This is a genomic window from Streptomyces solitudinis, from assembly GCF_036323765.1.
Taxonomy (GTDB): Bacteria; Actinomycetota; Actinomycetes; order Streptomycetales; family Streptomycetaceae; genus Streptomyces.
On the sequence record NZ_JAZDCW010000003.1, the window covers coordinates 638,374 to 658,993 of the forward strand.

At 74.7% G+C, this 20,620-nt stretch carries 16 protein-coding genes and 1 pseudogene; 8 read left to right on the forward strand and 9 right to left on the reverse strand.

Annotated elements, in window-relative coordinates; translation table 11 throughout:
• Positions 1-146: 146 nt before the first annotated feature.
• A complete protein-coding gene (locus V1J52_RS10355) occupies positions 147-1,136 on the reverse strand; it encodes an SCO2278 family lipoprotein (RefSeq protein WP_330139353.1) in 990 nt (329 codons plus the stop codon).
• Positions 1,137-1,306: 170 nt separating this feature from the next.
• On the reverse strand, positions 1,307-2,164 hold the full coding sequence (map, locus tag V1J52_RS10360) for a type I methionyl aminopeptidase (protein ID WP_330139354.1): 858 nt from the start codon (positions 2,162-2,164) through the stop codon (positions 1,307-1,309).
• Positions 2,165-2,218: 54 nt separating this feature from the next.
• Between map and V1J52_RS10365 the strand changes: the two are divergent.
• Positions 2,219-2,440, forward strand: a pseudogene (locus V1J52_RS10365) (hypothetical protein); the annotation flags it as partial.
• A 158-nt stretch (positions 2,441-2,598) separates the two neighbouring features.
• Here the strand turns inward: V1J52_RS10365 and V1J52_RS10370 are convergent.
• Complete coding sequence (locus V1J52_RS10370) at positions 2,599-3,879, reverse strand: MFS transporter (RefSeq protein ID WP_330139355.1); 1,281 nt, start codon at positions 3,877-3,879, stop codon at positions 2,599-2,601.
• Positions 3,880-4,005: 126 nt separating this feature from the next.
• On the opposite strand from V1J52_RS10370, the gene npdG reads away from it, so the two are divergent.
• On the forward strand, positions 4,006-4,752 hold the full coding sequence (npdG, locus tag V1J52_RS10375; RefSeq protein WP_330139356.1) for an NADPH-dependent F420 reductase: 747 nt from the start codon (positions 4,006-4,008) through the stop codon (positions 4,750-4,752).
• A 70-nt stretch (positions 4,753-4,822) separates the two neighbouring features.
• Entirely contained in the window at positions 4,823-5,050 is a 228-nt protein-coding gene (locus tag V1J52_RS10380; protein ID WP_330139357.1) for a hypothetical protein, read from the forward strand.
• On the opposite strand, the gene V1J52_RS10385 is transcribed toward V1J52_RS10380, so the two are convergent.
• Positions 5,037-5,834, reverse strand: coding sequence for a site-2 protease family protein (locus V1J52_RS10385; RefSeq protein WP_330139358.1), 798 nt, complete (start codon positions 5,832-5,834; stop codon positions 5,037-5,039). The genes V1J52_RS10380 and V1J52_RS10385 overlap by 14 nt on opposite strands.
• Positions 5,835-5,924: 90 nt before the next feature.
• Positions 5,925-6,593: a ricin-type beta-trefoil lectin domain protein gene (locus tag V1J52_RS10390; protein WP_330139359.1), complete on the reverse strand. Its 669-nt coding sequence runs from the start codon at positions 6,591-6,593 to the stop codon at positions 5,925-5,927.
• 141 nt (positions 6,594-6,734) lie between these two features.
• Here V1J52_RS10390 and V1J52_RS10395 point away from each other — a divergent pair, with 141 nt between their 5' ends.
• The gene (locus V1J52_RS10395; RefSeq protein WP_330139360.1) at positions 6,735-8,318 is read left to right on the forward strand and encodes a peptidoglycan-binding protein; all 1,584 of its coding nucleotides are present in this window, start codon (positions 6,735-6,737) and stop codon (positions 8,316-8,318) included.
• Between the two features lie 83 nt (positions 8,319-8,401).
• Here the strand turns inward: V1J52_RS10395 and panB are convergent, their stop codons facing one another.
• A complete protein-coding gene (panB, locus tag V1J52_RS10400; RefSeq protein ID WP_330139361.1) occupies positions 8,402-9,256 on the reverse strand; it encodes a 3-methyl-2-oxobutanoate hydroxymethyltransferase in 855 nt (284 codons plus the stop codon).
• A gap of 341 nt (positions 9,257-9,597) precedes the next feature.
• On the opposite strand from panB, the gene V1J52_RS10405 reads away from it, so the two are divergent.
• Both V1J52_RS10405 and V1J52_RS10410 read left to right on the forward strand, forming a co-directional pair.
• Positions 9,598-10,635, forward strand: coding sequence for an endonuclease/exonuclease/phosphatase family protein (locus tag V1J52_RS10405; RefSeq protein WP_330139362.1), 1,038 nt, complete (start codon positions 9,598-9,600; stop codon positions 10,633-10,635).
• Between the two features lie 174 nt (positions 10,636-10,809).
• The gene (locus V1J52_RS10410) at positions 10,810-12,012 is read left to right on the forward strand and encodes an MFS transporter (RefSeq protein WP_330139363.1); all 1,203 of its coding nucleotides are present in this window, start codon (positions 10,810-10,812) and stop codon (positions 12,010-12,012) included.
• A gap of 66 nt (positions 12,013-12,078) precedes the next feature.
• Here the strand turns inward: V1J52_RS10410 and V1J52_RS10415 are convergent, their stop codons facing one another.
• Positions 12,079-12,537: a hypothetical protein gene (locus V1J52_RS10415; RefSeq protein WP_330139364.1), complete on the reverse strand. Its 459-nt coding sequence runs from the start codon at positions 12,535-12,537 to the stop codon at positions 12,079-12,081.
• Positions 12,538-12,592: 55 nt separating this feature from the next.
• Complete coding sequence (locus V1J52_RS10420) at positions 12,593-14,356, reverse strand: NAD+ synthase (RefSeq protein WP_330139365.1); 1,764 nt, start codon at positions 14,354-14,356, stop codon at positions 12,593-12,595.
• A gap of 357 nt (positions 14,357-14,713) precedes the next feature.
• On the opposite strand from V1J52_RS10420, the gene glnA2 reads away from it, so the two are divergent.
• Together glnA2 and V1J52_RS10430 are read left to right on the forward strand one after the other, a co-directional pair.
• A complete protein-coding gene (glnA2, locus tag V1J52_RS10425) occupies positions 14,714-16,075 on the forward strand; it encodes a gamma-glutamylpolyamine synthetase GlnA2 (protein WP_330139366.1) in 1,362 nt (453 codons plus the stop codon).
• A 12-nt stretch (positions 16,076-16,087) separates the two neighbouring features.
• Positions 16,088-19,096 (forward strand): bifunctional [glutamine synthetase] adenylyltransferase/[glutamine synthetase]-adenylyl-L-tyrosine phosphorylase, encoded by a 3,009-nt coding sequence (locus V1J52_RS10430; protein ID WP_330139367.1) that lies wholly within the window; start codon positions 16,088-16,090, stop codon positions 19,094-19,096.
• A 512-nt stretch (positions 19,097-19,608) separates the two neighbouring features.
• Here the strand turns inward: V1J52_RS10430 and V1J52_RS10435 are convergent.
• A complete protein-coding gene (locus tag V1J52_RS10435) occupies positions 19,609-20,496 on the reverse strand; it encodes a phosphatase PAP2 family protein (RefSeq protein ID WP_443075790.1) in 888 nt (295 codons plus the stop codon).
• Positions 20,497-20,620: the final 124 nt, after the last annotated feature.

Genomic DNA, 20,620 nt, shown 5'->3' on the forward strand with positions numbered 1-20,620 from the left:
CTGGCGGGCCTTGAGGAGGGCGTCCGCGCCCTCCGGGAGCCCGGGAGCACCCGGGGACCCAGCGGCGGAACGCGCCCTGCTGCGGATCGGCGTCCGCCCACGCGTAGCCGTGTCCGGTCGCCCCGCGCCGTCGGCCGCCCGGGCGGCTACCCGCCCTCGGCGGAGATCAGGCCGCTGCGCAGGTCGAGGAACTCGACGCGCCCGCCGTCCCCGCCCGCCCCGGCGGCCGGAGCCGCGGGCACGCTGACGAGCTGCTGGGCCAGGTGGTACTGGGTCAGGGACCGCTCGGCCTCGCCCTTCAGCAGCGGCTCCACCAGCGGCTCCACCGTGGGACGGTAGCCGTCGGCCACCGTCTGGCGCGTGTGGTGCTGGGTGGCGAAGAACACCAGCGCGCCGCCGTCCCGCGTGTACAGGCCCACCGGCGGGTACCGCTCCGCGTCCGCCGCCGCGTCCGACCACTCGTTCCGGGCGGCGGGGCGGTTGGCCCGCTCCGCGCGGTGCTCCCGGCGCCCGGTGGTGTGCTCGCCCGCCGCGAACACCTCCCCCTCGCCGTCCCGGAGGAAGGAGGCGTACGCCGCGCCGAGCGCCGCGGGCGCCACCAGCAGGTCGCCGCCCCCGTCCGGGACCTCCTCGGCGTGGCCGTCCGCGTCGGTGGCGAACGCGGGCACGCGCTCGGCCGCGACCACGGCGAGGTAGGCGGCCCGCCACTCCTCGTCGACCGCCTCCCGGGTGAACACCAGCAGGTGGCGGGCGCCTCCGGCGCCCTCGACGGCGGAGTCCGCCAGGAAGAACTTCGGCCATCCCGCCTGCCGCGGTATGTGGAAGTCGGTGTCGGACAGCCGCAGCGGCTCGTGGCCGGGGTCCCCGTCCGGCGCGACCGCCCGGTGCGCGGTCAGCGACGCCCGCTGAGTCTCCCCGAGCACACCGCGCTGGACGCTGCCCGCCAGGCGGGCGTCGTAGGCGGCCCGGGCCCTGTTGGTGACGGTGACGTACCGCTTCAGCGCCCGCTCCGCCTCGCTCTCGGTGGCGGCGACCACCACGGCCGTCTCCCCGTGCACCGTCATGCAGCCCGAAAGGCCCAGCAGCGTGGCGGCCAGTGCCGCCGCGACCGCCGCCGACCGCGCCCGCGCCCTCATCGCCCGTGCCCTCCCCGAGGCCCGCCCCGGCGTTCCGGCCGGTGCCCGCGCACCGCCGCGACCACCGGTATCCCGCATCGCAGGTTCGCACCCTACCGGCCCGCCCCGCCGCCCCGGCGGCCGGAGGCGGCGGAAGGGCCGGGGCCGCGCCGCACCGGGCCGCGCGGACGTTACGGCAGGGTCAGGACGTCCGCGCCCGTCGGCGTCACCACGAGGGTGTGCTCGAACTGCGCGGTGCGCAGGCGGTCCTTGGTGACGACCGTCCAGCCGTCCTCCCACATGTCCCACTCGTGGGTGCCGAGCGTCAGCATCGGCTCGATGGTGAACGTCATGCCCGGCTGCATCACGGTCGTCGCGCGCGGGTCGTCGTAGTGCGGGATGACGAGCCCGGAGTGGAACGAGGTGTTGATGCCGTGCCCGGTGAAGTCCCGCACGACGCCGTACCCGAAGCGCTGCGCGTAGGACTCGATGACGCGTCCGATGATGTTGACCTGCCGCCCCGGGCGCACCGCCTTGATGGCCCGGTTCAGCGCCTCGCGGGTGCGCTCGACCAGCAGCCGGGACGTCTCGTCCACCTCGCCGCACAGGTAGGTGGCGTTGTTGTCGCCGTGCACCCCGTCGAGGTACGCGGTGACGTCGAGGTTCACGATGTCGCCGTCGCGCAGGACGGTGGAGTCGGGGATGCCGTGGCAGATGACCTCGTTGACCGAGGTGCACAGGGACTTGGGGAAGCCGCGGTAGCCGAGGGTGGAGGGGTAGGCGCCGTGGTCGCACAGGTAGGTGTGCGCCACCTCGTCCAGGGTGTCGGTGGTCACCCCGGGGGCGATGTGCCGCGCCGCCTCCGCCATCGCCCGCGCGGCGATCCGCCCGGCGGCGCGCATCTTCTCGACCGTCTCGGCGTCCTGCACCTCGGGCCCGGTATAGGGCGTGGGGCCGTCCTTGCCCACGTACTCGGGGCGCGGGATGGCGGTGGGCACACCGCGCCGGGGGGACACGGTGCCGGGAACGAGAAGTGACTGGCCAGACATGGGTGACGAGTCTAGCCGTGGTAGCCGCCGCCCCGGTGGGGCAGCATGACGGACATGGCTCTCTTCAAGCGCAGGAAGCCGGGCGCGCCCGGCGAGTGGTACTACTGCCTCAAGCACGGCACCGTGGAGGAAGGCCCGCAGTGCCGCGCCCTGGACCGCTTCGGCCCCTACGCCAGCCGCGAGGAGGCCGCGGACGCGATGCGGACCGCCCGGGAGCGGAACCTGGAGTGGCAGCACGACGAGCGCTGGAACGACGACCCGCAGGCCACGGACGACGCCCCCCGCCCGGACGGCGGCGGCCCCGGCGGTCCGTCCGGCCCCGGCGGTCCGTCCGGCCCCGGCGGTCCGTCCGGCCCCGGCGGCCCGTCCGGCCCCGGCGGTCCGTCCGGGAGGTAGGCCCGGGGCAGACCGCGCTGGCCGCGCCCCCGGAGCCGTCACGCCACGGCGCGCTCCTCGCGCACCGCGCGGACGTGCTCGTCCGTACGGGCGTCGTACGCCAGCAGCCGCGGCAGGCACACCGCCAGCAGCCCGACGCCCGCCACGCACAGCACGCCGCCCGCCCACACCGAGGTGCGGGCCGAGGTCCAGGCGGCCATCGTCCCGGCGCGCACCTTCCCGAGCTGCGGTCCGCCCGCGTACGACAGCATCTCGATCCCGGCCAGCCGCCCGCGCAGGGCGTCGGGCACGGACTGGTTCCACAGCGTCTGCCGGAAGATGCCGCTGACCGCGTCGCAGCCGCCCGTCACCGCCAGGAGGGCCAGCACCAGCCAGACGACGCCCTCGGAGGCCGCCCAGCCGGCGGCGGCCACGGCCGCGCCTGTCGCCGCCGCCGCGAGGGCCACCGCCCGGCCGTGCCGGTGCACCCGGGCCGTCCAGCCGCTGGTGAGGCTGACGAGCGCGGCGCCCGCCGGGAGCGCCGCGTACATCAGCCCGAGCGCCCACGTCGCCCCCAGGTCGCGGGCCAGGAACGGAAACAGGGCGAGGGGGAAGGCGAGGAAGGTCGCCGTGAGGTCCACCGCGTAGGTGCCCAGCAGTTCCTTGCGCCGCCAGGCGTAGCGGGCCCCCTCGGCGATGCCGCGCAGCGACACCGGAACGGCTTCGCGCCGGGCCGGGGACGGGGGGAGCCGCCGGACCAGCAGGACGAACAGGACGCAGCTCAGCGCGTCCAGTCCGTAGGCGGCGCCGAGCCCGGCGTGCACCACGACGAGCCCGGCGACGGCTGGTCCCGCGATGGCGCCGGTCTGCCACTTGACCGCGTTGAGCGCCGCCGCGGCGGCCAGGTGCCCATGCGGCACGACGCGCGGGATCATGGCGTTCATCGCGGGCCGCTGGAGCCCGGCGAGCGCGCTGGTGAGGGCGGCTGCGGCGTACAGCGGCCACACCAGCGGCTCCGGCAGGAGCGCGTTGACGCACAGCAGGGCACCCACGGCGGCGAGACCGGCCTCGCACCACAGGATCAGCCGGCGCTGGTCGACGGCGTCGGCCAGCGCCCCGCCGTACAGTCCGAAGACGGCGAGTGGGACCAGCTCCACGAGTCCGATCAGCCCCACGGCCGCCGGTGAACCGGTGAGCCGCGCGAGGTGCAGTGGCAGCGCGACGAAGGTGAGGCCGCTGCCGAAGACGGTGACGAGCCCCGCCCACCACAGCAGCCGGAACTCACGGGAAGCGTGCCAGGGGGCGAGGTCGGGGAGGACCGCGCGGGTGAAGGAGCTCACGTGGCGCCATGCTGGACGGCCGCCCGTGCGCGGACAACCGCTTTTGCGGTGCGTGGCGTGAACCGGGTGGACACGCGACTACTGGCGGGTAACCGTTACCGGCGGAAGGCTGGCAGGATCAGCACCATGACTTCCGCAACCACACCCGAACCGAAGCCCGGGCAGCAGTCCCCGCAGCAGTCCGGCGCCAGGCCCGCGGCCCGGAAGGACCCCTGGGACCTCCCCGACGTCTCCTCCCTCGTCGTCGGCGTGCTCGGCGGCACCGGCGACCAGGGCCGCGGGCTCGCCTACCGGCTGGCCAAGGCGGGCCAGAAGGTGATCCTCGGTTCGCGCACCGCCGAACGGGCCCGGACGGCGGCCGGGGAGCTGGGCCACGGGGTCGAGGGCGCCGGCAACGCCGAATGCGCCGCCCGCAGCGACGTGGTCATCGTCGCCGTCCCCTGGGACGGGCACGCCGCCACGCTGGAGAGCCTGCGCGCGGAGCTGGCGGGCAAGCTCGTCGTCGACTGCGTCAACCCGCTCGGTTTCGACAAGAAGGGCGCCTACGCCCTCGACGTCGAGGAGGGCAGCGCCGCCGAGCAGGCCGCCGCCCTCCTGCCGGACTCCCGGGTGACGGCCGCCTTCCACCACCTGTCGGCCGTGCTCCTGAAGGACCCGGCGGTCGAGCGCATCGAGACGGACGTCATGGTGCTGGGCGAGGACCGCGCGGACTGCGAGACGGTGCAGGCGCTGGCCGGACGCGTCCCCGGCATGCGCGGCGTCTTCGCCGGGCGGCTGCGCAACGCCCGCCAGGTCGAGTCCCTGGTGGCCAACCTGATCTCCGTCAACCGCCGCTACAAGGCGCACGCGGGCATCCGCCTCACCGACATCTGAGCCCGCGCGGGGCATGGGGGACAATGGGCGGTAGCCAGTCGCCGCCGCATGTGAACCCGGAGCCCTCCCCATGCCCCGCATCGCCCTGTACGCCACCCTCGTCTGCGTGCTCGCCACGGCCGCCGCGGTGGTGTCCTTCGTCCACGGCAGCCTGCTGGGGGTGGTGTGGGTGCTGATGCTGGGCGTCGCGTCGAACATCGCCTGGTTCCACTGGCGCAAGGCCCGTGTGGAGAAGGCCGGGTCGGAGGCGTCCGCTCCCGCCTCCGCCTCGGACGCCTCCGCCCTCACGGAGCGCTGACGGCGGGGAGCACCGGCTCGCCCTCCCAGAAGCGGAACAGCGCGAGCCCCCGCGAGACGTCCGCCTCGGGGACGCCGAGCGCGCCGGTCAGCGTGTGGACGCCGTCCCAGAAGAACCCGTTCAGCTCCGGGACCCACAGGCAGCCGAACACGGCGAGCAGTCCGAACGGCGCGAACGGCGCCACCTGCCGCCGCACGCCCTCGGACAGCCACGGCTCCAGCACGCCGTAGCCGTCCAGCCCCGGCACGGGCAGCAGGTTCAGGACGGCCGCCGTCACCTGGAGCAGCACCAGGAAGGCCAGCGCGCACCGGAACGCCACCGGGACGCCGTCCACGGCGCCCAGCCAGAACGGTGCGCCGAGCGCCACCGCGAGTCCCGCGTTGACCAGCGGTCCGGCCACCGAGACGAGGCTGTGCCGCAGCCGTCCCCGGATGCGGTGCCGCTCGACGAACACCGCGCCGCCGGGCAGTCCGATGCCGCCCGCGATGACGAAGAGCACCGGCAGCACGACGCTCAGCAGCGCGTGCGAGTACCGCAGCGGGTTCAGCGTCAGGTAGCCCTTCTCCACCACCGACGCGTCTCCGCCGTGCAGGGCGCCGCGGGCGTGGGCGTACTCGTGCAGGCACAGCGAGACGACCCAGCAGGCGACGACGCACAGGAACACCCACAGCCCGGCCGCCGGGGGCGCGTCCGCCCACAGCGCCCAGCCGGCCGCCGCCGCGCACCCGGCGATGGCGAGGAAGACGGGGCTGATCCTCTGCGGGGCGCGGGTCGCGGTCGTCATGCGCCGACGGTACCGGCGCCGCCCGCACGGCAGGCCCGCCCGCCCGGAGCCGGGCGGGCGGGCCGGAAGGCCAAAGGGCCGGGCAGGGCGTCAGCCGCTCAGGCCGGGGCCCGTCCACTGCTGGCTGGTGTGGCTCGGCGTGCAGTCCCACAGGACGAGCCGGGTGCCGTTGCCCGTGCCGTGGCCCTGCGCGGCCAGGCACTTGCCGGAGAACGTGCTGCGCAGCAGGCCGTTGGACAGCTTCTCCCAGAGCTGGTTGCCCGCCCCGTGGCACCGGTTCAGGCCGATCCGCGTCCCGTTGGCCGTGTGCGCGAACTGCACGTCCATGCACATGCCCAGCGCCCGCACCGTGCCGTCGGAGTAGAGGCGCCAGCTCTGGGCGTTGGTCCCGTTGCAGTCGTACAGCTGGATCGGGGTGCCCTCCTTGGTGCCCGCTCCCTGCACGTCCACGCACTTGCCCGACTGGACGCCGACGATCCGGCCCGAGCCCGGTGCCGGGGGCGGGGTGCAGTAGATCTCCAGCAGCACCTGGTAGTAGCCGTTGCCGATCTCCATGGGGGCCGGCCCCGCGGACGGGCGGCAGTTGCCGGCCGGGTAGCCCTCCCGGGCGGCGGCCTGGTAGGCGGTGGCGTACGCGGCCTCCATGGCGATGCTGTAGGGCCCGTAGCCGGTGCCGAGGAAGTACTTCGGAGCGGCCGGGGCGACCGCGACGGCGTCGGACCGCTCCGTGACCCCGGCGGCTGTTCCGGACCGCCGCACCAGGGGTCTGGACCCCTGGCAGGGAGCCCGAAGACTTGCCGTGCTCATGCCACTTCGGCCCATACTGGCTCGTCCGCCGCCACCCCACGCGTCACACCGGCGGCGACGTCCCCTTTCCGCGCAGGCGTTCCGGAGGCCCGCATGCCCTTCCCCACCCCCCACAGACCCCGCGCGCGCACCGCGCTCCTCGGCGCCCTCACCGGGGCACTCGTGCTCGCCTCCGGGGCGTTCCCCGGCCCCGCCGCCGCCCGCCCGGCCCCCGCCCCGCCCCCGTCCGCCGAACGTTCCGCGCCCGGCGTGGCCGCCGCGTTCGACCGGGCCGCGCGGGCGCACGGGGTGCCCAGGGACCTGCTCGTCGCGGTCGCCTACGGGGAGACCCGGCTGGACGGGCACGCGGGCCGGCCCAGCCACGCCAACGGCTACGGCGTCATGCACCTCGTCAGCAACCCCCGGCACCGCACGCTGGCCGAGGCGGCGGCGCTCACCGGCGAGGACGAGGCCCGCCTGCGCCGCGACACCGCCGCCAACATCCGCGGCGGGGCCGCCGTACTGCGCTCCTACGCCGACGACCTCGGCCTCGACGCGGCCGGGCGCCGTGACGTGGACGCCTGGTACCCGGCCGTCGCCCGTTACGGCGGCGCCCGCAGCGACGCGGGCGCCCGGCTCTACGCCGACGCCGTCTACGGTTTCCTGACCGACGGCCTCAGCGCCCGCACCCCCGGCGGCGAACGCGTCACCGTGCCGCCCCGGCCCGTCACCCCCGAGCGGGACGGCCTGACGGCCGCGGGCGCGCAGAGCGCCGACTACCCGTCCGCCCGCTGGGTCCCGGCCCACCCCGGCAACTACAGCGCGGGCCGCGCCGCGGCGATCAGGCAGATCGTCGTGCACGTCACCCAGGGCTCGTACGCGGGGGCCATCAGCTGGTTCCAGGACCCGGCGTCGAACGTCAGCGCCCACTACGTGATCCGCTCCCACGACGGCGAGGTGACGCAGACGGTCCGCGACCGCGACACCGCCTACCACGCCCGCTCGGCCAACTCCTCCACGCTCGGCATCGAGCACGAGGGGTACGTGAGCAACCCGTCCTGGTTCACCGACGCCATGTACCGCTCGTCGGCGGCGCTGACCCGCCACCTGTGCGACCGGTACGGCATCCCCAAGGACCGGGCCCACATCGTCGGGCACCACGAGGTGCCCGGGAACGACCACACCGACCCGGGTCCGCACTGGGACTGGACGTACTACCTGCGGCTCGTCCGCGACGGGAGCGGTGACGGCGGCACGGTCCGGCTCAGCTTCCCCTCCTACTCCACCCTCCGCAGCGGCTCGGCCGGACCCCAGGTGTCGGCGGCCCAGTTCCTGCTCAACCAGCAGGGCTTCGGTGCCGGGACCGTGGACGGCCTCTTCGGCTCCGGCACCCGCACCGCCGTCACCGCCTTCCAGCGCTCCCGGGGCCTGGGTGCCGACGGCGTGGTGGGCGCCCGCACCTGGACGGCCCTGCTCGCGGCGGGCACCCGGCCGCTGCTGCGCGAGGGCGGCTCGGGCGCCGACGTCGCGCGGCTGCAACGCGCGCTGACGGCGGCCCTGGGCCGGACCGTGAACACCGACGGGCTGTTCGGCCCCGCCACCGCCGACGCCGTCCGCGACTACCAGCGCACCCGCGGTCTGACCGCCGACGGCGTCGTGGGCCCGGCCACGTGGAGCGCGCTCCAGTCCGGCCGCTGAGCCGTGCGGCCCGCCGGTACGGTCCCCGGGAGGGGCCGTACCGGCGGGCCGGGGCGGGGGAGTGCGGCCGCGGGGCGGGCGCGTCAGTGGAAGGTGTGCTCCTCCTGCGGGAAGGAGCCGCCCGCCACGTCCTCCGCGAACGCCTTGGCGGCGCCGCCGAGGGCCTCGCGGAGCTGGGCGTACTGCCGTACGAAGCGCGGCGTCCGGCCCGGCGTCATACCGGCCATGTCCGTCCAGACCAGGACCTGGGCGTCGCACTCGGGGCCCGCGCCGATGCCGACGGTCGGGATGTCCAGGGAGCGCGTCACCTCGGCGGACAGCTCGGCCGGGACCAGCTCCAGGACGACGGCGAAGGCGCCCGCGTCCTGCGCGGCCTTCGCGTCGCGCAGGAGGCGGTGCGCGTCCTCGTCGCCGCGGCCCTGCACCCGGTAGCCCATGGTGTTGACGGACTGCGGGGTCAGCCCCAGGTGCGACATGACCGGGATGCCCGCCGAGACCAGCAGCTCCGTCTGGGCCAGCGAGCGCTCGCCGCCCTCCAGCTTGACGGCGCCGACGCCGGCCTCCTTGACGAGCCGGGTGGCGCTGCGCAGCGCCTGCGTGGCGCCTTCCTGGTAGGTGCCGAAGGGCAGGTCGCCGACGACCAGGGCGCGCCGGGTGCCCCGCACCACGGCGGCGGAGAGCATCACCATCTGGTCCAGGGTGACCGGCACGGTGGTGTCGTAGCCGAGGTGGCAGTTCCCCGCCGAGTCCCCGACGAGCAGGACGGGGATGCCCGCCTCGTCGAAGACACCCGCGGTGACCGCGTCGTAGGCGGTCAGCATGGGCCACTTCTCGCCGCGCTCCCTGGCGGCGGTGATGTCGCGGACCGTGATGCGTCGGTTCTGGGCTCCGCCGTACAGCGCCTTGCTGCTGTCGGCAGCCCTGAGGGCATGCGTCATGGCACGGGCTCCTGAAGGTGTCGTCTCGAAGCGCCCTGACGGCGTCTCCGGATCACGTCCATGGTGGCACTCCGACACCCCGCGGGGAAAGGGGCGTACCGCGGTACGGCACGCTACGCGGCGTGCGGGGTGCGTCACACCGGCGACGCCGGGCGGCCCCCGTGGAACTGGACGGGCGGGCGCGCTCGTCCTCCCCGTGAGGGCGGAGCCGTTCGCGGCAGAGCGGCCCACGAACCCCGTACATCTGTTCATACCTTTTTCCACCACCCCCCGGGCGGGGCGGAGTCCGTGATTCCATGGCCGCCGGGGGCGCGAGCACGACGGGCAGTGAGGAACGGCGCATGGCACGGGCGTACACGACGGAGGCCGAGGCGAGCGCGGTCGGTGCGGAGCCGCCCGTGCGGCCCGGCCCTTCCGGAGGCCGACGCCCACCGCGCCGCTGGTGCGAGACGGGCGCCTGGCGCCGCGGCTGGGTCCTCGCCGTGCTCGCCGCCGCGCTCGCCGGCGTCATGGTGGTGCACAGCCGGGTGCCGAACGCCGTGGGGAACCTGGGCAGCCTGCTGGAGACGTTCCTGCCCTGGTGCGGGCTCGGCGTCCCGCTGCTGCTCCTGGCGGCGCTGCTGCGCCGCTCCCTGACGGGGCTCGTGGCGCTGCTGCTCCCGGCGCTGGTCTGGGCGAGCCTGTTCGGCGGCCTGCTCACGGACAAGACGGCGCAGGCGTCCGAGGGCGACCTGACCGTCCTGTCGCACAACGTGGACGCGGCCAACCCCGACCCGGCGGGCACCGCCGCGGCGCTGGCGGACGCGGAGGCGGACGTGCTGGCCCTCGCGGAGCTGCCGGCCCGCGCGCTGGACGTCTACGAGGAGGCGCTGGCGCAGGAGTACCCGCACCACACCGTGCAGGGCACCGTCGGAGTGTGGAGCCGGTACCCGCTGACGGACAGCGAACCGGTGGACATCAAGATCGGCTGGAACCGGGCGCTGCGCACGACGGTGCGCACGCCGCAGGGCGAGGTGGCCGTCTACGCGGCGCACCTGCCGTCGGTGCGCGTGAAGGTCAACGCGGGCTTCACCGCGGGCCAGCGGGACGACGCGGCCGAGCAGCTGGGCCAGGCCATCGCCCGGGAGCCGCTGGGGCGCGTCGTCCTCCTGGGCGACCTCAACGGCACGATGAACGACCGGGCGCTGGCGCCGGTGACCGCGCAGATGCGCTCCACGCAGGGCGCGGCCGGGGCCGGGTTCGGCTTCACCTGGCCCGCGTCGTTCCCGCTGACGCGGATCGACCAGATCATGGTCAAGGGCATCGAGCCGGTGTCCTCGTGGACGCTCCCGGCCACCGGCAGCGACCACCTGCCCGTGGCGGCGTCGGTGACGCTGTAGCCGGACGGGCGGCCCGGAGGACGTGACCGGGGGCGGGGGAGCGGCCGGACGGACGGAGGCCACCTCGCGGAAACCCGGCGGTGGCGTGCCGGAACAAAAAGCGTGCGAGACTTTGTTCCGGCAGAGAACATAAGACGCCCCTCCCTTCCCTCCCCTGCGAAAGGTTCCTTCCGCATGCCCCTCGCTGTGCTCGCCCTGGCGATCGGCGCCTTCGGCATCGGCATGACCGAGTTCGTGATGATGGGCCTGCTGCCCAACGTCGCGGACGACCTCGGCACCTCCGTTCCCACCGCGGGCCACCTCGTCTCCGCCTACGCGATCGGCGTCGTCGTCGGCGCCCCGCTGCTCACGGCCGTGGGTGCGCGCGTGCCGCGCCGCCGGATGCTCGTCTGGCTCATGGCCCTGTTCACCGCGGGCAACCTGGCCTCCGTGCTGGCGCCCGGCTTCGGCACGCTCATGGCCGGGCGGTTCCTCGCCGGGCTGCCGCACGGCGCGTTCTTCGGCGTCGGCGCGGTGGTCGCCGCCCGCCTGGTCGCCCCCGAGCGCCGCGCCCGCGCCGTCGCCGCGATGTTCCTCGGACTGACGGTCGCCAACGTGGTCGGCGTACCCGCCGGGACGGCGCTGGGGCAGCAGCTCGGCTGGCGGGCCACCTTCCTCGTGGTCACCGCGATCGGCGTGCTCGCCATGGGCGCCCTGTGGGCGCTCGTGCCCCGCGTCCCGCTGGAACCCGGCGCGGGCCTCGGCGGCGAACTGCGCGCCCTGGCCGACCGGCAGGTGCTGCTCGGGCTGCTCACCGCCGTCTTCGGGTTCGCCGGGGTCTTCGCGGTCTACAGCTACCTGGCCTCGATGACGACGGAGGTCACCGGCCTGGCCGAGTCCTCGGTGACGCTCGTGCTCGCGCTGTTCGGCGTCGGGATGACGCTGGGCGCGCTGCTCGCGGGGCCGCTCACGGACCGGGCGCTGCGGCCGACCCTGTACGGGTCGCTCGCCGCCCTCGCCCTGGTGCTGGTGCTGTTCCGCTTCACCGTCCACACCCCCTGGGCGGCGCTGACGACGGTCGTCCTCATCGGAGCGGTCGGCTTCATGACGACGACGCCGCTCCAGATGCTGGTCATGAACAAGGCGCAGGCCGCGCCCACGCTGGCCTCCGCGTCGAACCACTCGGCGTTCAACCTGGCCAACGCGGGCGGCGCGTGGCTGGGCGGCACGGCGATCTCGGCCGGGTGGGGCTGGACGTCCCCGACCCTCGTCGGCGCGGTGCTGGCCGTCGCGGGCCTGGGCATCGCCGTCACCGCGGGGGTGCTGGACCGGGCGCCCGCGCGGGCGTCCCGCGTCGTGGCCCGCCACGCGCAGCCGCGCACGCACACCCACGTCTGACGCCGCCCGCCGGACGGGCCGCGCACCGGGCCGTCCGGCGCACGTCCGGGCCGTCCGGCGCGCGGGTCAGTCCAGCGCGCGGTACGCCGCCACCGTCACGACGCCGTACGCGAGGTGCGGGACGACGTCCGACACCCAGCTGTCCGCGCCCCAGGTGCGCGGATCGGTCACGCCGAGCCCGGCCGAGGGGACGTCGCTGCCCGCCATGGCCAGCGCCCCGAGCAGCGGGGCCTCCAGCCACCCGGGCAGCCCGCGGCCCCGGCCCGCGCCGCGCAGCAGCCCGTAGGCCGCGCCGACCCCGAGCCCGGTGACGTAACCGAGCAGCGCCCCGGCGGCCTGCTCCCGGCTGGACGTCTCCTCCCCGCCGCCGAGGCCGACGCCCGCGCGGTCCGCGAGCCCGGCCGCGACCTCGGCCGGCACCGGGCTCGCGGGGCGGGCACGCAGCAGCATGTCGCCGTAGGTGACGAGGTTCAGAGCGGTCGTGCCGGCGGCTCCGGCCAGCAGTCCCCTGGTGAGTGCACGCATGACACGACGCGGTACCCCGGCGCCGTCGCTCCGAACCCCCGCCGGGGCGCCGGCGTCACCGCGCGTCCGGCGCCTCCCGCCAGTGGTTCGTGATCGGCAGGCGGCGGTCCTTGCCGAAGCCCTTCGGGGAGATCTTCGTCCCCGGCGGGTACTGGCGCCGCTTGTACTCGGCGGCGTCCGTCATCCGCAGCACCCGCGCCACCAGCTCCGCGTCGTAGCCGCGCGCGACGATCTCCGCCGCGCCCAGGTCCCGGTCCACGTACAGCTCCAGGACGGCGTCGAGCACGTCGTAGTCCGGCAGCGAGTCGGCGTCCACCTGCCCCGGGCGCAGTTCGGCGCTGGGCGGCTTGCTGATGGAGTTCTCCGGGATCGGCGGCGTCTCGCCGCGCTCGGCCGCCGCCCGGTTGCGCCAGCGGGCGAGCGCGAAGACGGTCGTCTTGTACACGTCCTTGATCGGCCCGTAGGCGCCGACGGAGTCCCCGTACAGCGTCGAGTAGCCGCAGGCCAGCTCGGACTTGTTGCCCGGTGCCAGCACGATGTGGCCCTCCTGGTTGGACAGGCCCATGAGCAGCGTGCCGCGCAGCCGGGCCTGGAGGTTCTCCTCGGCGAGCCCGGTGAGGTCCAGGGACTCCATGTAGGCGTCGAACATCGGCTCGATGGACACCGTGCGGAACTCCAGCCCCGTGCGGCGCGCCAGCTCGGCGGCGTCGTCCCGGGAGTGCTGGGAGGAGTAGCGCGAGGGCATGGAGACGCCGTGGACGTTGCGCGGTCCGAGCGCGTCGCAGGCGATGGCGGCGGTCAGCGCCGAGTCGATGCCGCCGGAGAGCCCGACGAGCACCGAGCGGAAGCCGTTCTTCGCCACGTAGGCGCGCAGGCCCACGACCAGCGCCGTGTAGATCTCCTCCTCGGCGCCGAGCCGCTCGGCCTCGGCGCCGGCCACCTCCGCCGTGTAGGGGGGCAGCGGCTCGGCGGACAGCGTGCGGTGGTCGACGCGCAGACCGCCGTCCACCGTGCCGGACGGCGGTTCGGGCGCGGCGGCGGGCAGGTCCAGGTCCAGCACGACGCAGCCCTCGGCGAACTGCGGGGCACGGGCCAGGACCTCGCCCCCCGCGTCGACGACGATCGAGTCGCCGTCGAAGACCAGCTCGTCCTGGCCGCCGGTCATCGCCAGGTACGCCGTGGTGCAGCCCGCCTCCCGCGCACGCCTGCGCACGAGCGCGAGCCGGGTGTCGTCCTTGTCCCGCTCGTACGGCGAGGCGTTGACCGACAGCAGCAGTCCCGCGCCCGCGCTGCGCGCGGCGGGCACCCGGCCGCCGTCCTGCCACAGGTCCTCGCAGATGGCCAGCGCCACGTCCACGCCGCGCACCCGCACGACGGGCAGGGTGTCACCCGGCACGAAGTAGCGGAACTCGTCGAAGACGCCGTAGTTGGGCAGGTGGTGCTTGGCGAAGGTGAGCGCCACCGCCCCCTCGTGCAGCACGGCGGCGGCGTTCTGCGGGGCACCGGCGGGCTGTCCGTAGCGCGGGCTGCCGTGCTCGGCGCGGTCCAGGTAGCCGACGACGACGGGGACGCCGCCCAGGCCCTCGTCCGCCAGCCGTCCGGCCAGCGCGGTGAGCGCGGCGCGGCTGGCCTCGACGAAGGACGAGCGCAGCGCCAGGTCCTCGACGGGATAGCCGGTCAGCATCATCTCGGGGAACGCGACCAGATGCGCTCCCTGCCCGACGGCGTGCCGCGTCCAGTGCACGACGGCGTCGGCGTTGCGGTCCAGGTCACCGACGGTGGCGTCGATCTGGTTCAGGGCGAGTCGAAGTTGAGGCACCTCCCCACAGTAACCGTCACTCTGACGCGATGTACCGGCGGTGCCGCGCCGCCCCGCGCCCGTCCCCGGACCACCTCCCGCGCCCGTCCCCGCCTCCGCCCCCGGGCCGCCCCCGCAAACGTCCCCGTGCGACGCCGACGGGGGTGGTCGACCATGATCCGGGCGTGGCGCACAATGAGGTCACGCCCCGGTGGTGGACGCGGCGCCCGTCAGGCCCGGCGGCACCACGCGTACCGCCGCAGGCCGCGGGTACGCAACGTGCCCGAAACCGTGTGGTGGGATGCTCGGCAGCCGTTCACGTCCTCCTCCGCGTGGCAGCGTGGTGGCGGGGTGCCTGACCAGCGAGGATGGGTGGATATGGATAAGCAGCAGGAATTCGTGCTCCGGACGTTGGAGGAGCGGGACATCCGGTTCGTGCGGCTGTGGTTCACCGACGTGCTGGGCTTCCTCAAGTCCGTCGCCGTCGCCCCCGCGGAGCTGGAGCAGGCGTTCGACGAGGGCATCGGGTTCGACGGCTCCGCGATCGAGGGCTTCGCCCGCGTCTACGAGTCCGACATGATCGCCAAGCCCGCGCCGAGCACGTTCCAGATCCTGCCCTGGCGCGCCGAGGCGCCCGGCACCGCGCGCATGTTCTGCGACATCCTCATGCCCGACGGCTCGCCCTCCTACGCCGACCCGCGCTACGTGCTCAAGCGCATCCTGTCGCGCACCTCCGACCTCGGGTTCACCTTCTACACCCACCCCGAGATCGAGTTCTTCCTGCTCAAGAACAAGCCGGTGGACGGCACCCGGCCCGTCCCGGCCGACTCCTCCGGCTACTTCGACCACACCCCGCAGAACGTCGGCATGGACTTCCGCCGCCAGGCCATCACGATGCTGGAGTCCATGGGCATCTCCGTGGAGTTCTCCCACCACGAGGGTGCCCCGGGGCAGCAGGAGATCGACCTGCGCTACGCCGACGCCCTCACCACGGCCGACAACATCATGACGTTCCGCCTCGTGATGAAGCAGGTCGCCCTGGAGCAGGGCGTGCAGGCCACGTTCATGCCCAAGCCGTTCTCGGAGTACCCCGGCTCCGGCATGCACACCCACCTGTCCCTCTTCGAGGGCGACCGCAACGCCTTCCACGAGTCCGGCGCGGAGTACCAGCTCTCCAAGGTGGGACGTTCCTTCATCGCCGGGCTGCTGCGCCACGCGGACGAGATCTCCGCCGTCACCAACCAGTGGGTCAACTCCTACAAGCGCATCTGGGGCGGCGCCCAGCGCACCGCCGGCGCCGGGGGAGAGGCGCCGTCCTACATCTGCTGGGGCCACAACAACCGCTCCGCGCTCATCCGGGTGCCGATGTACAAGCCGGGCAAGACGGGCTCCACCCGCATCGAGGTCCGCTCCCTGGACTCCGGCGCCAACCCCTACCTCTCCTACGCCGTCCTCCTCGCCGCCGGGCTCAAGGGCATCGAGGAGGGCTACGAACTGCCCGCGGGCGCCGAGGACGACGTGTGGGCGCTCTCGGACGCCGAGCGCCGCGCGCTCGGCATCAAGCCGCTCCCGCAGAACCTCGGCGAGGCCATCGACCTGATGGAGCGCAGCGAACTCGTCGCCGAGACGCTCGGCGAGCACGTCTTCGACTTCTTCCTCCGCAACAAGAAGCAGGAATGGGAGGAGTACCGCTCCGAGGTCACCGCGTTCGAGCTGCGCAAGTCCCTGCCCGTCCTGTAGAACATGGGGCTCATGACGGACGCGCCCCAGCCCCCGGCCGGAGGCCGCCGCAGCAGCACGCACTCGCGGCTGCTGCGGTACGGCTTCACCGACCCCGCCGACGCCGCCCGGCTCCTCGCCGAACCGGGACTGGTCCCCGTGCGGGACAGCCCCCTGCTGCTCGACGCGCTCAGCACCACCGCCGACCCGGACCTGGCCCTGCACGGCCTGCTCCGGCTCGTCGAGGCCCAGCCCGAGGGGCAGGGGCGCGTCCTGCTGGACACCCTGCTGTCCGCGAAACCGCTGCGCGACCGGCTGCTGGGTGTCCTCGGCGCCTCCGAGGCGCTCGGCGACCACCTGGCCACCCACGCCGGCGACTGGCAGACGCTCCTCACCTACGAGCACGGCGACCTGCACCCGGGCCTCGCCGAGTTCGAGGACGCCCTCAGCGGCGCCGACGACCCCGACGCGCTGCGCGTCGCCTACCGCAGGGCGCTGCTGACCGTCGTCGCCCGCGACGTGTGCGGCACCACCGACGTCGCCCGCACCGCCGCCGAACTGGCCGACCTGGCCACCGCCACCCTGCGCCGGGCCCTGGCCATCGCCGGTGCGGCGGCCCCCGAGGACGCCGCCGCCTGCCGGCTCGCCGTCATCGGCATGGGCAAGTGCGGCGGCCGGGAACTGAACTACGTCTCCGACGTGGACGTCATCTTCGTCGCCGAGCCCCCCGAGGGCGGCGCCGAGGAGGCCGGGGCGCTCCAGGCCGCGACCCGGCTCGCCGCCCGCCTGGTGCGGATCTGCTCCGACACCACCGTCGAGGGCACGATCTGGCCCGTGGACGCCAACCTGCGCCCCGAGGGCCGCAACGGACCGCTGGTGCGGACGCTCGCCAGCCACCTGGCCTACTACCAGCGCTGGGCCAAGACGTGGGAGTTCCAGGCACTGCTGAAGGCCCGCCCGGTCGCCGGGGACGCGGACCTGGGCGCCGACTACTGCGCGGCCGTCACACCGATGGTGTGGCAGGCCGCCGAGCGGGAGAACTTCGTCCCCGACGTGCAGCAGATGCGCCGCCGCGTCATCGAGGGCATCCCGGCGGCCCACGTCGAGCGGGAACTCAAACTCGGTCCCGGCGGACTGCGCGACGTGGAGTTCGCCGTCCAGCTCCTCCAGCTCGTGCACGGCCGCAGCGACACCGCGCTGCGCAGCTCCACCACCCTGGAGGCCCTCGCCGCGCTCGCCGCGGGCGGCTACGTCGGCCGGCAGGACGCCGCCGACCTGGACGCCGCCTACCGCTTCCTGCGCACCGCCGAGCACCGCATCCAGCTCCACCGGATGCGCCGCACTCACCTCATGCCCGAGGACGAGCCGGAGCTGCGCCGCCTCGGCCGCGGCCTCGGCTTCCGCGCCGATCCCGTCACGGAGCTGAACCAGGCGTGGCGGCGGCACGCGGCGGCCGTCCGGCGGCTGCACGAGAAACTCTTCTACCGGCCGCTGCTGGACGCCGCCGCCCAGCTCGCCCCCGCCGAGACCCGGCTCTCGGCCACCGCGGCCCGCCAGCGCCTGGAGGCGCTCGGCTACGCCGACCCGGCCGCCGCCCTGCGCCACCTGGAGGCGCTGGCCTCCGGGGTGAGCCGCAAGTCCGCGATCCAGCGCACTCTGCTGCCGGTGCTGCTCGGCTGGTTCGCCGACTCCGCCGATCCCGACGCCGGACTGCTCGGCTTCCGCCAGGTCTCCGACGCGCTCGGCACGTCACCCTGGTACCTGCGGCTCCTGCGCGACGAGGGCGCGGCGGCGGAGAACCTGGCCCGGGTGCTGTCCGCCGGACGCCTCGCGCCCGACCTGCTCATGCGCGCCCCCGAGGCCGTCGCCCTGCTCGGCAACGCCGACCACCTCGCCCCGCGCGGCCGCGACGCCCTCACCCAGGAGGTGCTGGCCGCCGTCGGACGCGCCGACAGCGCGGAGCAGGCCGTGGCCGCCGCCCGGGGCGTGCGCCGCCGGGAACTGTTCCGCACGGCGGCGGCCGACATCGTCGGCGCGTACGGCACCGAGGCGTCCCCGGCCGCCGAGGACCCGGCCCCGGCCGTCGACCGGACGGGGTGCGCCGTCTCCGACATCAACGCCGCCACCCTCGCCGGAGCCCTGCGCGCCGCCACCCGGAGCCGCTGGGGCGACACGCTCCCCACCCGGTTCGCCGTCATCGGCATGGGCCGCTTCGGCGGCATGGAACAGGGCTACGGATCCGACGCGGACGTCCTGTTCGTGCACGAGCCGCGCGACGGCGTCAGCGAGCGGGAGGCCGCCGAGGCCGCGTACGCCGTCGCCAACGAGATCCGCCGCCTGCTCCAGCTCCCCAGCACCGACCCGCCGCTGCCCGTCGACGCCGACCTGCGCCCCGAGGGCAAGGCGGGACCGCTGGTGCGCAGCCTCGCCTCCTACGCCGCCTACTACCGGCGCTGGTCGGTGGCGTGGGAGAGCCAGGCGCTGCTGCGCGCCCAGCCGGTGGCGGGCGACGCGGACCTGGGCCGCCGCTTCACGGAGCTGATCGACCCGCTGCGCTACCCCGACGGCGGGCCGGACGCCGAGGCCGTGCGGGAGATCCGGCGGCTGAAGGCCCGGATGGAGAGCGAGCGGCTGCCGCGCGGCGCCGACCCGACCACCCACGCCAAGCTGGGCCGCGGCGGCCTCTCGGACGTGGAGTGGACGGTGCAGCTGATCCAGCTCCGGCACGCCCACGCCGTCCCCGGCCTGCGCACCACCCGCACCCGCGAGGCGCTGGCCGCCGCCCGCGCGGCGGGCCTGCTGGACGCGGACGACGCCGAGGTGCTGGACGAGGCGTGGCTGCTGGCCACCCGGGTCCGGAACGCGGTGATGCTCGTGCGCGGCCGCCCCGGTGACACGTTCCCCTCCGAGCCCCGGGAGCTGGCCGCCGTCGGACGCTACCTCGGCTACGAACCGGGCCACGTCGGCGAACTCCTGGAGGACTACCGCCGCACCACCCGCCGCGCCCGCGCCACCGTCGACCGCCTCTTCTACGAGGACTGACCCCGCCCGTCGAGGACTGACCCCGCTGCCGTCCTTCTCCTGGCCTTCGCCGGGCTGATCGCTACCGTCTGCCTCGGTTGTTGCGGCGTCGTCCGCGTCGTCCGTACGGTGCGTGGCAGGCACCGGGGGCTGGCGGCGGGTTTGCGGACAGCCGGCGTGGTGGCCTTCAGCGGTGCGATCGGCATGTACACCTGGGGGGTGCTGCACCTGGCCGTGCTCGATGAGAGTGCTCAGGCGGACGCCTGCAACGAGGCGTCGAGCGGATCCGGGCTCGTGGCCTATGAACCGACCTATCTGCCACTCGCCTTCGGGTGCGTGGCCGAAGACGGCCGGACCCACGACGTCGCGGTACCGGGCTACGTCACCCCGGCGGCAGGGCTGCTGGGTCTCTCCGCCTTCTTCCTGACCGCCTTCGGCTTCGCCGAAGCACACACGAAGGGAAGAAAGAGGAGCACACGTGACGGTACGGACGTCCCGCCGCACCTGACCACCGGCGTGGCAGGCCCCCCGGCTCAGGGGATGGTGGCCAGGGAGCGGTGGGGGGTGGTGTCCCCCGCGCGGGGGCGGGGGAGGGCCTGGCGGGGGAGGCGGTGCGGGGCGGCGCCGTACCACCAGTGGGCCACGGCCATGCCGAAGGCCAGGCACAGCAGGCCGCCGACGGCGTCGAGCCAGAAGTGGTTGGCCGTGGCGACGATCACCACGAGCGTGAGCACCGGGTACAGCACCCCCAGGAGCCGCACCCACAGTGGACGGGCCAGCAGCACCAGCAGCACGCCGCACCACGCGGACCAGCCGATGTGCATCGACGGCATGGCGGCGTACTGGTTGGAGACGTTCGCCATGTTGCCGGACGCCATCGAGCCCCAGGTGCCGTGCACGATCACCGTGTCGATGAAGTCACCGCCCGTCATCAGCCGGGGCGGGGCGAGCGGGTAGAAGTAGTAGCCGAGCAGGGCCACGCCGGTGGTGGCGAACAGGGCCGTGCGGGCGGCGGCGTAGCGCCCCGGCTGGAACCGGTAGAGCCAGACCAGGACGCCGATCGTCACCACGAAGTGCAGCGTCGCGTAGTAGTAGTTCATGGAGACGACGAGCCACGTGACGCTGTTCACGGCGTGGTTCACCGCGTGCTCGAAGGCGAGCCCCATGCTCTTCTCAAGGTCCCAGATCCAGTGGGCGTGCCGCATGGCGGTGCTCTCGTGCTCGGGCACCGCGTTCCGCACGAGGGAGTACAGCATGTAGCTGACGGCGATCAGCCCGAGTTCGAAGACGATCCGGGGCCGGCGGGGTGCCCGCCGCTCAAGGGTGCCGCCGTGCCGGCTCCGGCCCGCCCCGCGTTCGTCCAGCGGAATCGCCGTTGCCACCCGGTCGTCACCCTCATGTCGTGTCGTCGGTACCCCCATGACGGGCAAGTCTGCCAGACGCCCTCTGCGACCCGATCATCCTCCCGGTGGGTTCCGCGGCCCGCCGGTCATCCGTGCGGGCTAGGGAGTCCCCCGGGGGACGGGGCAGGGAGGGACGTGGGCG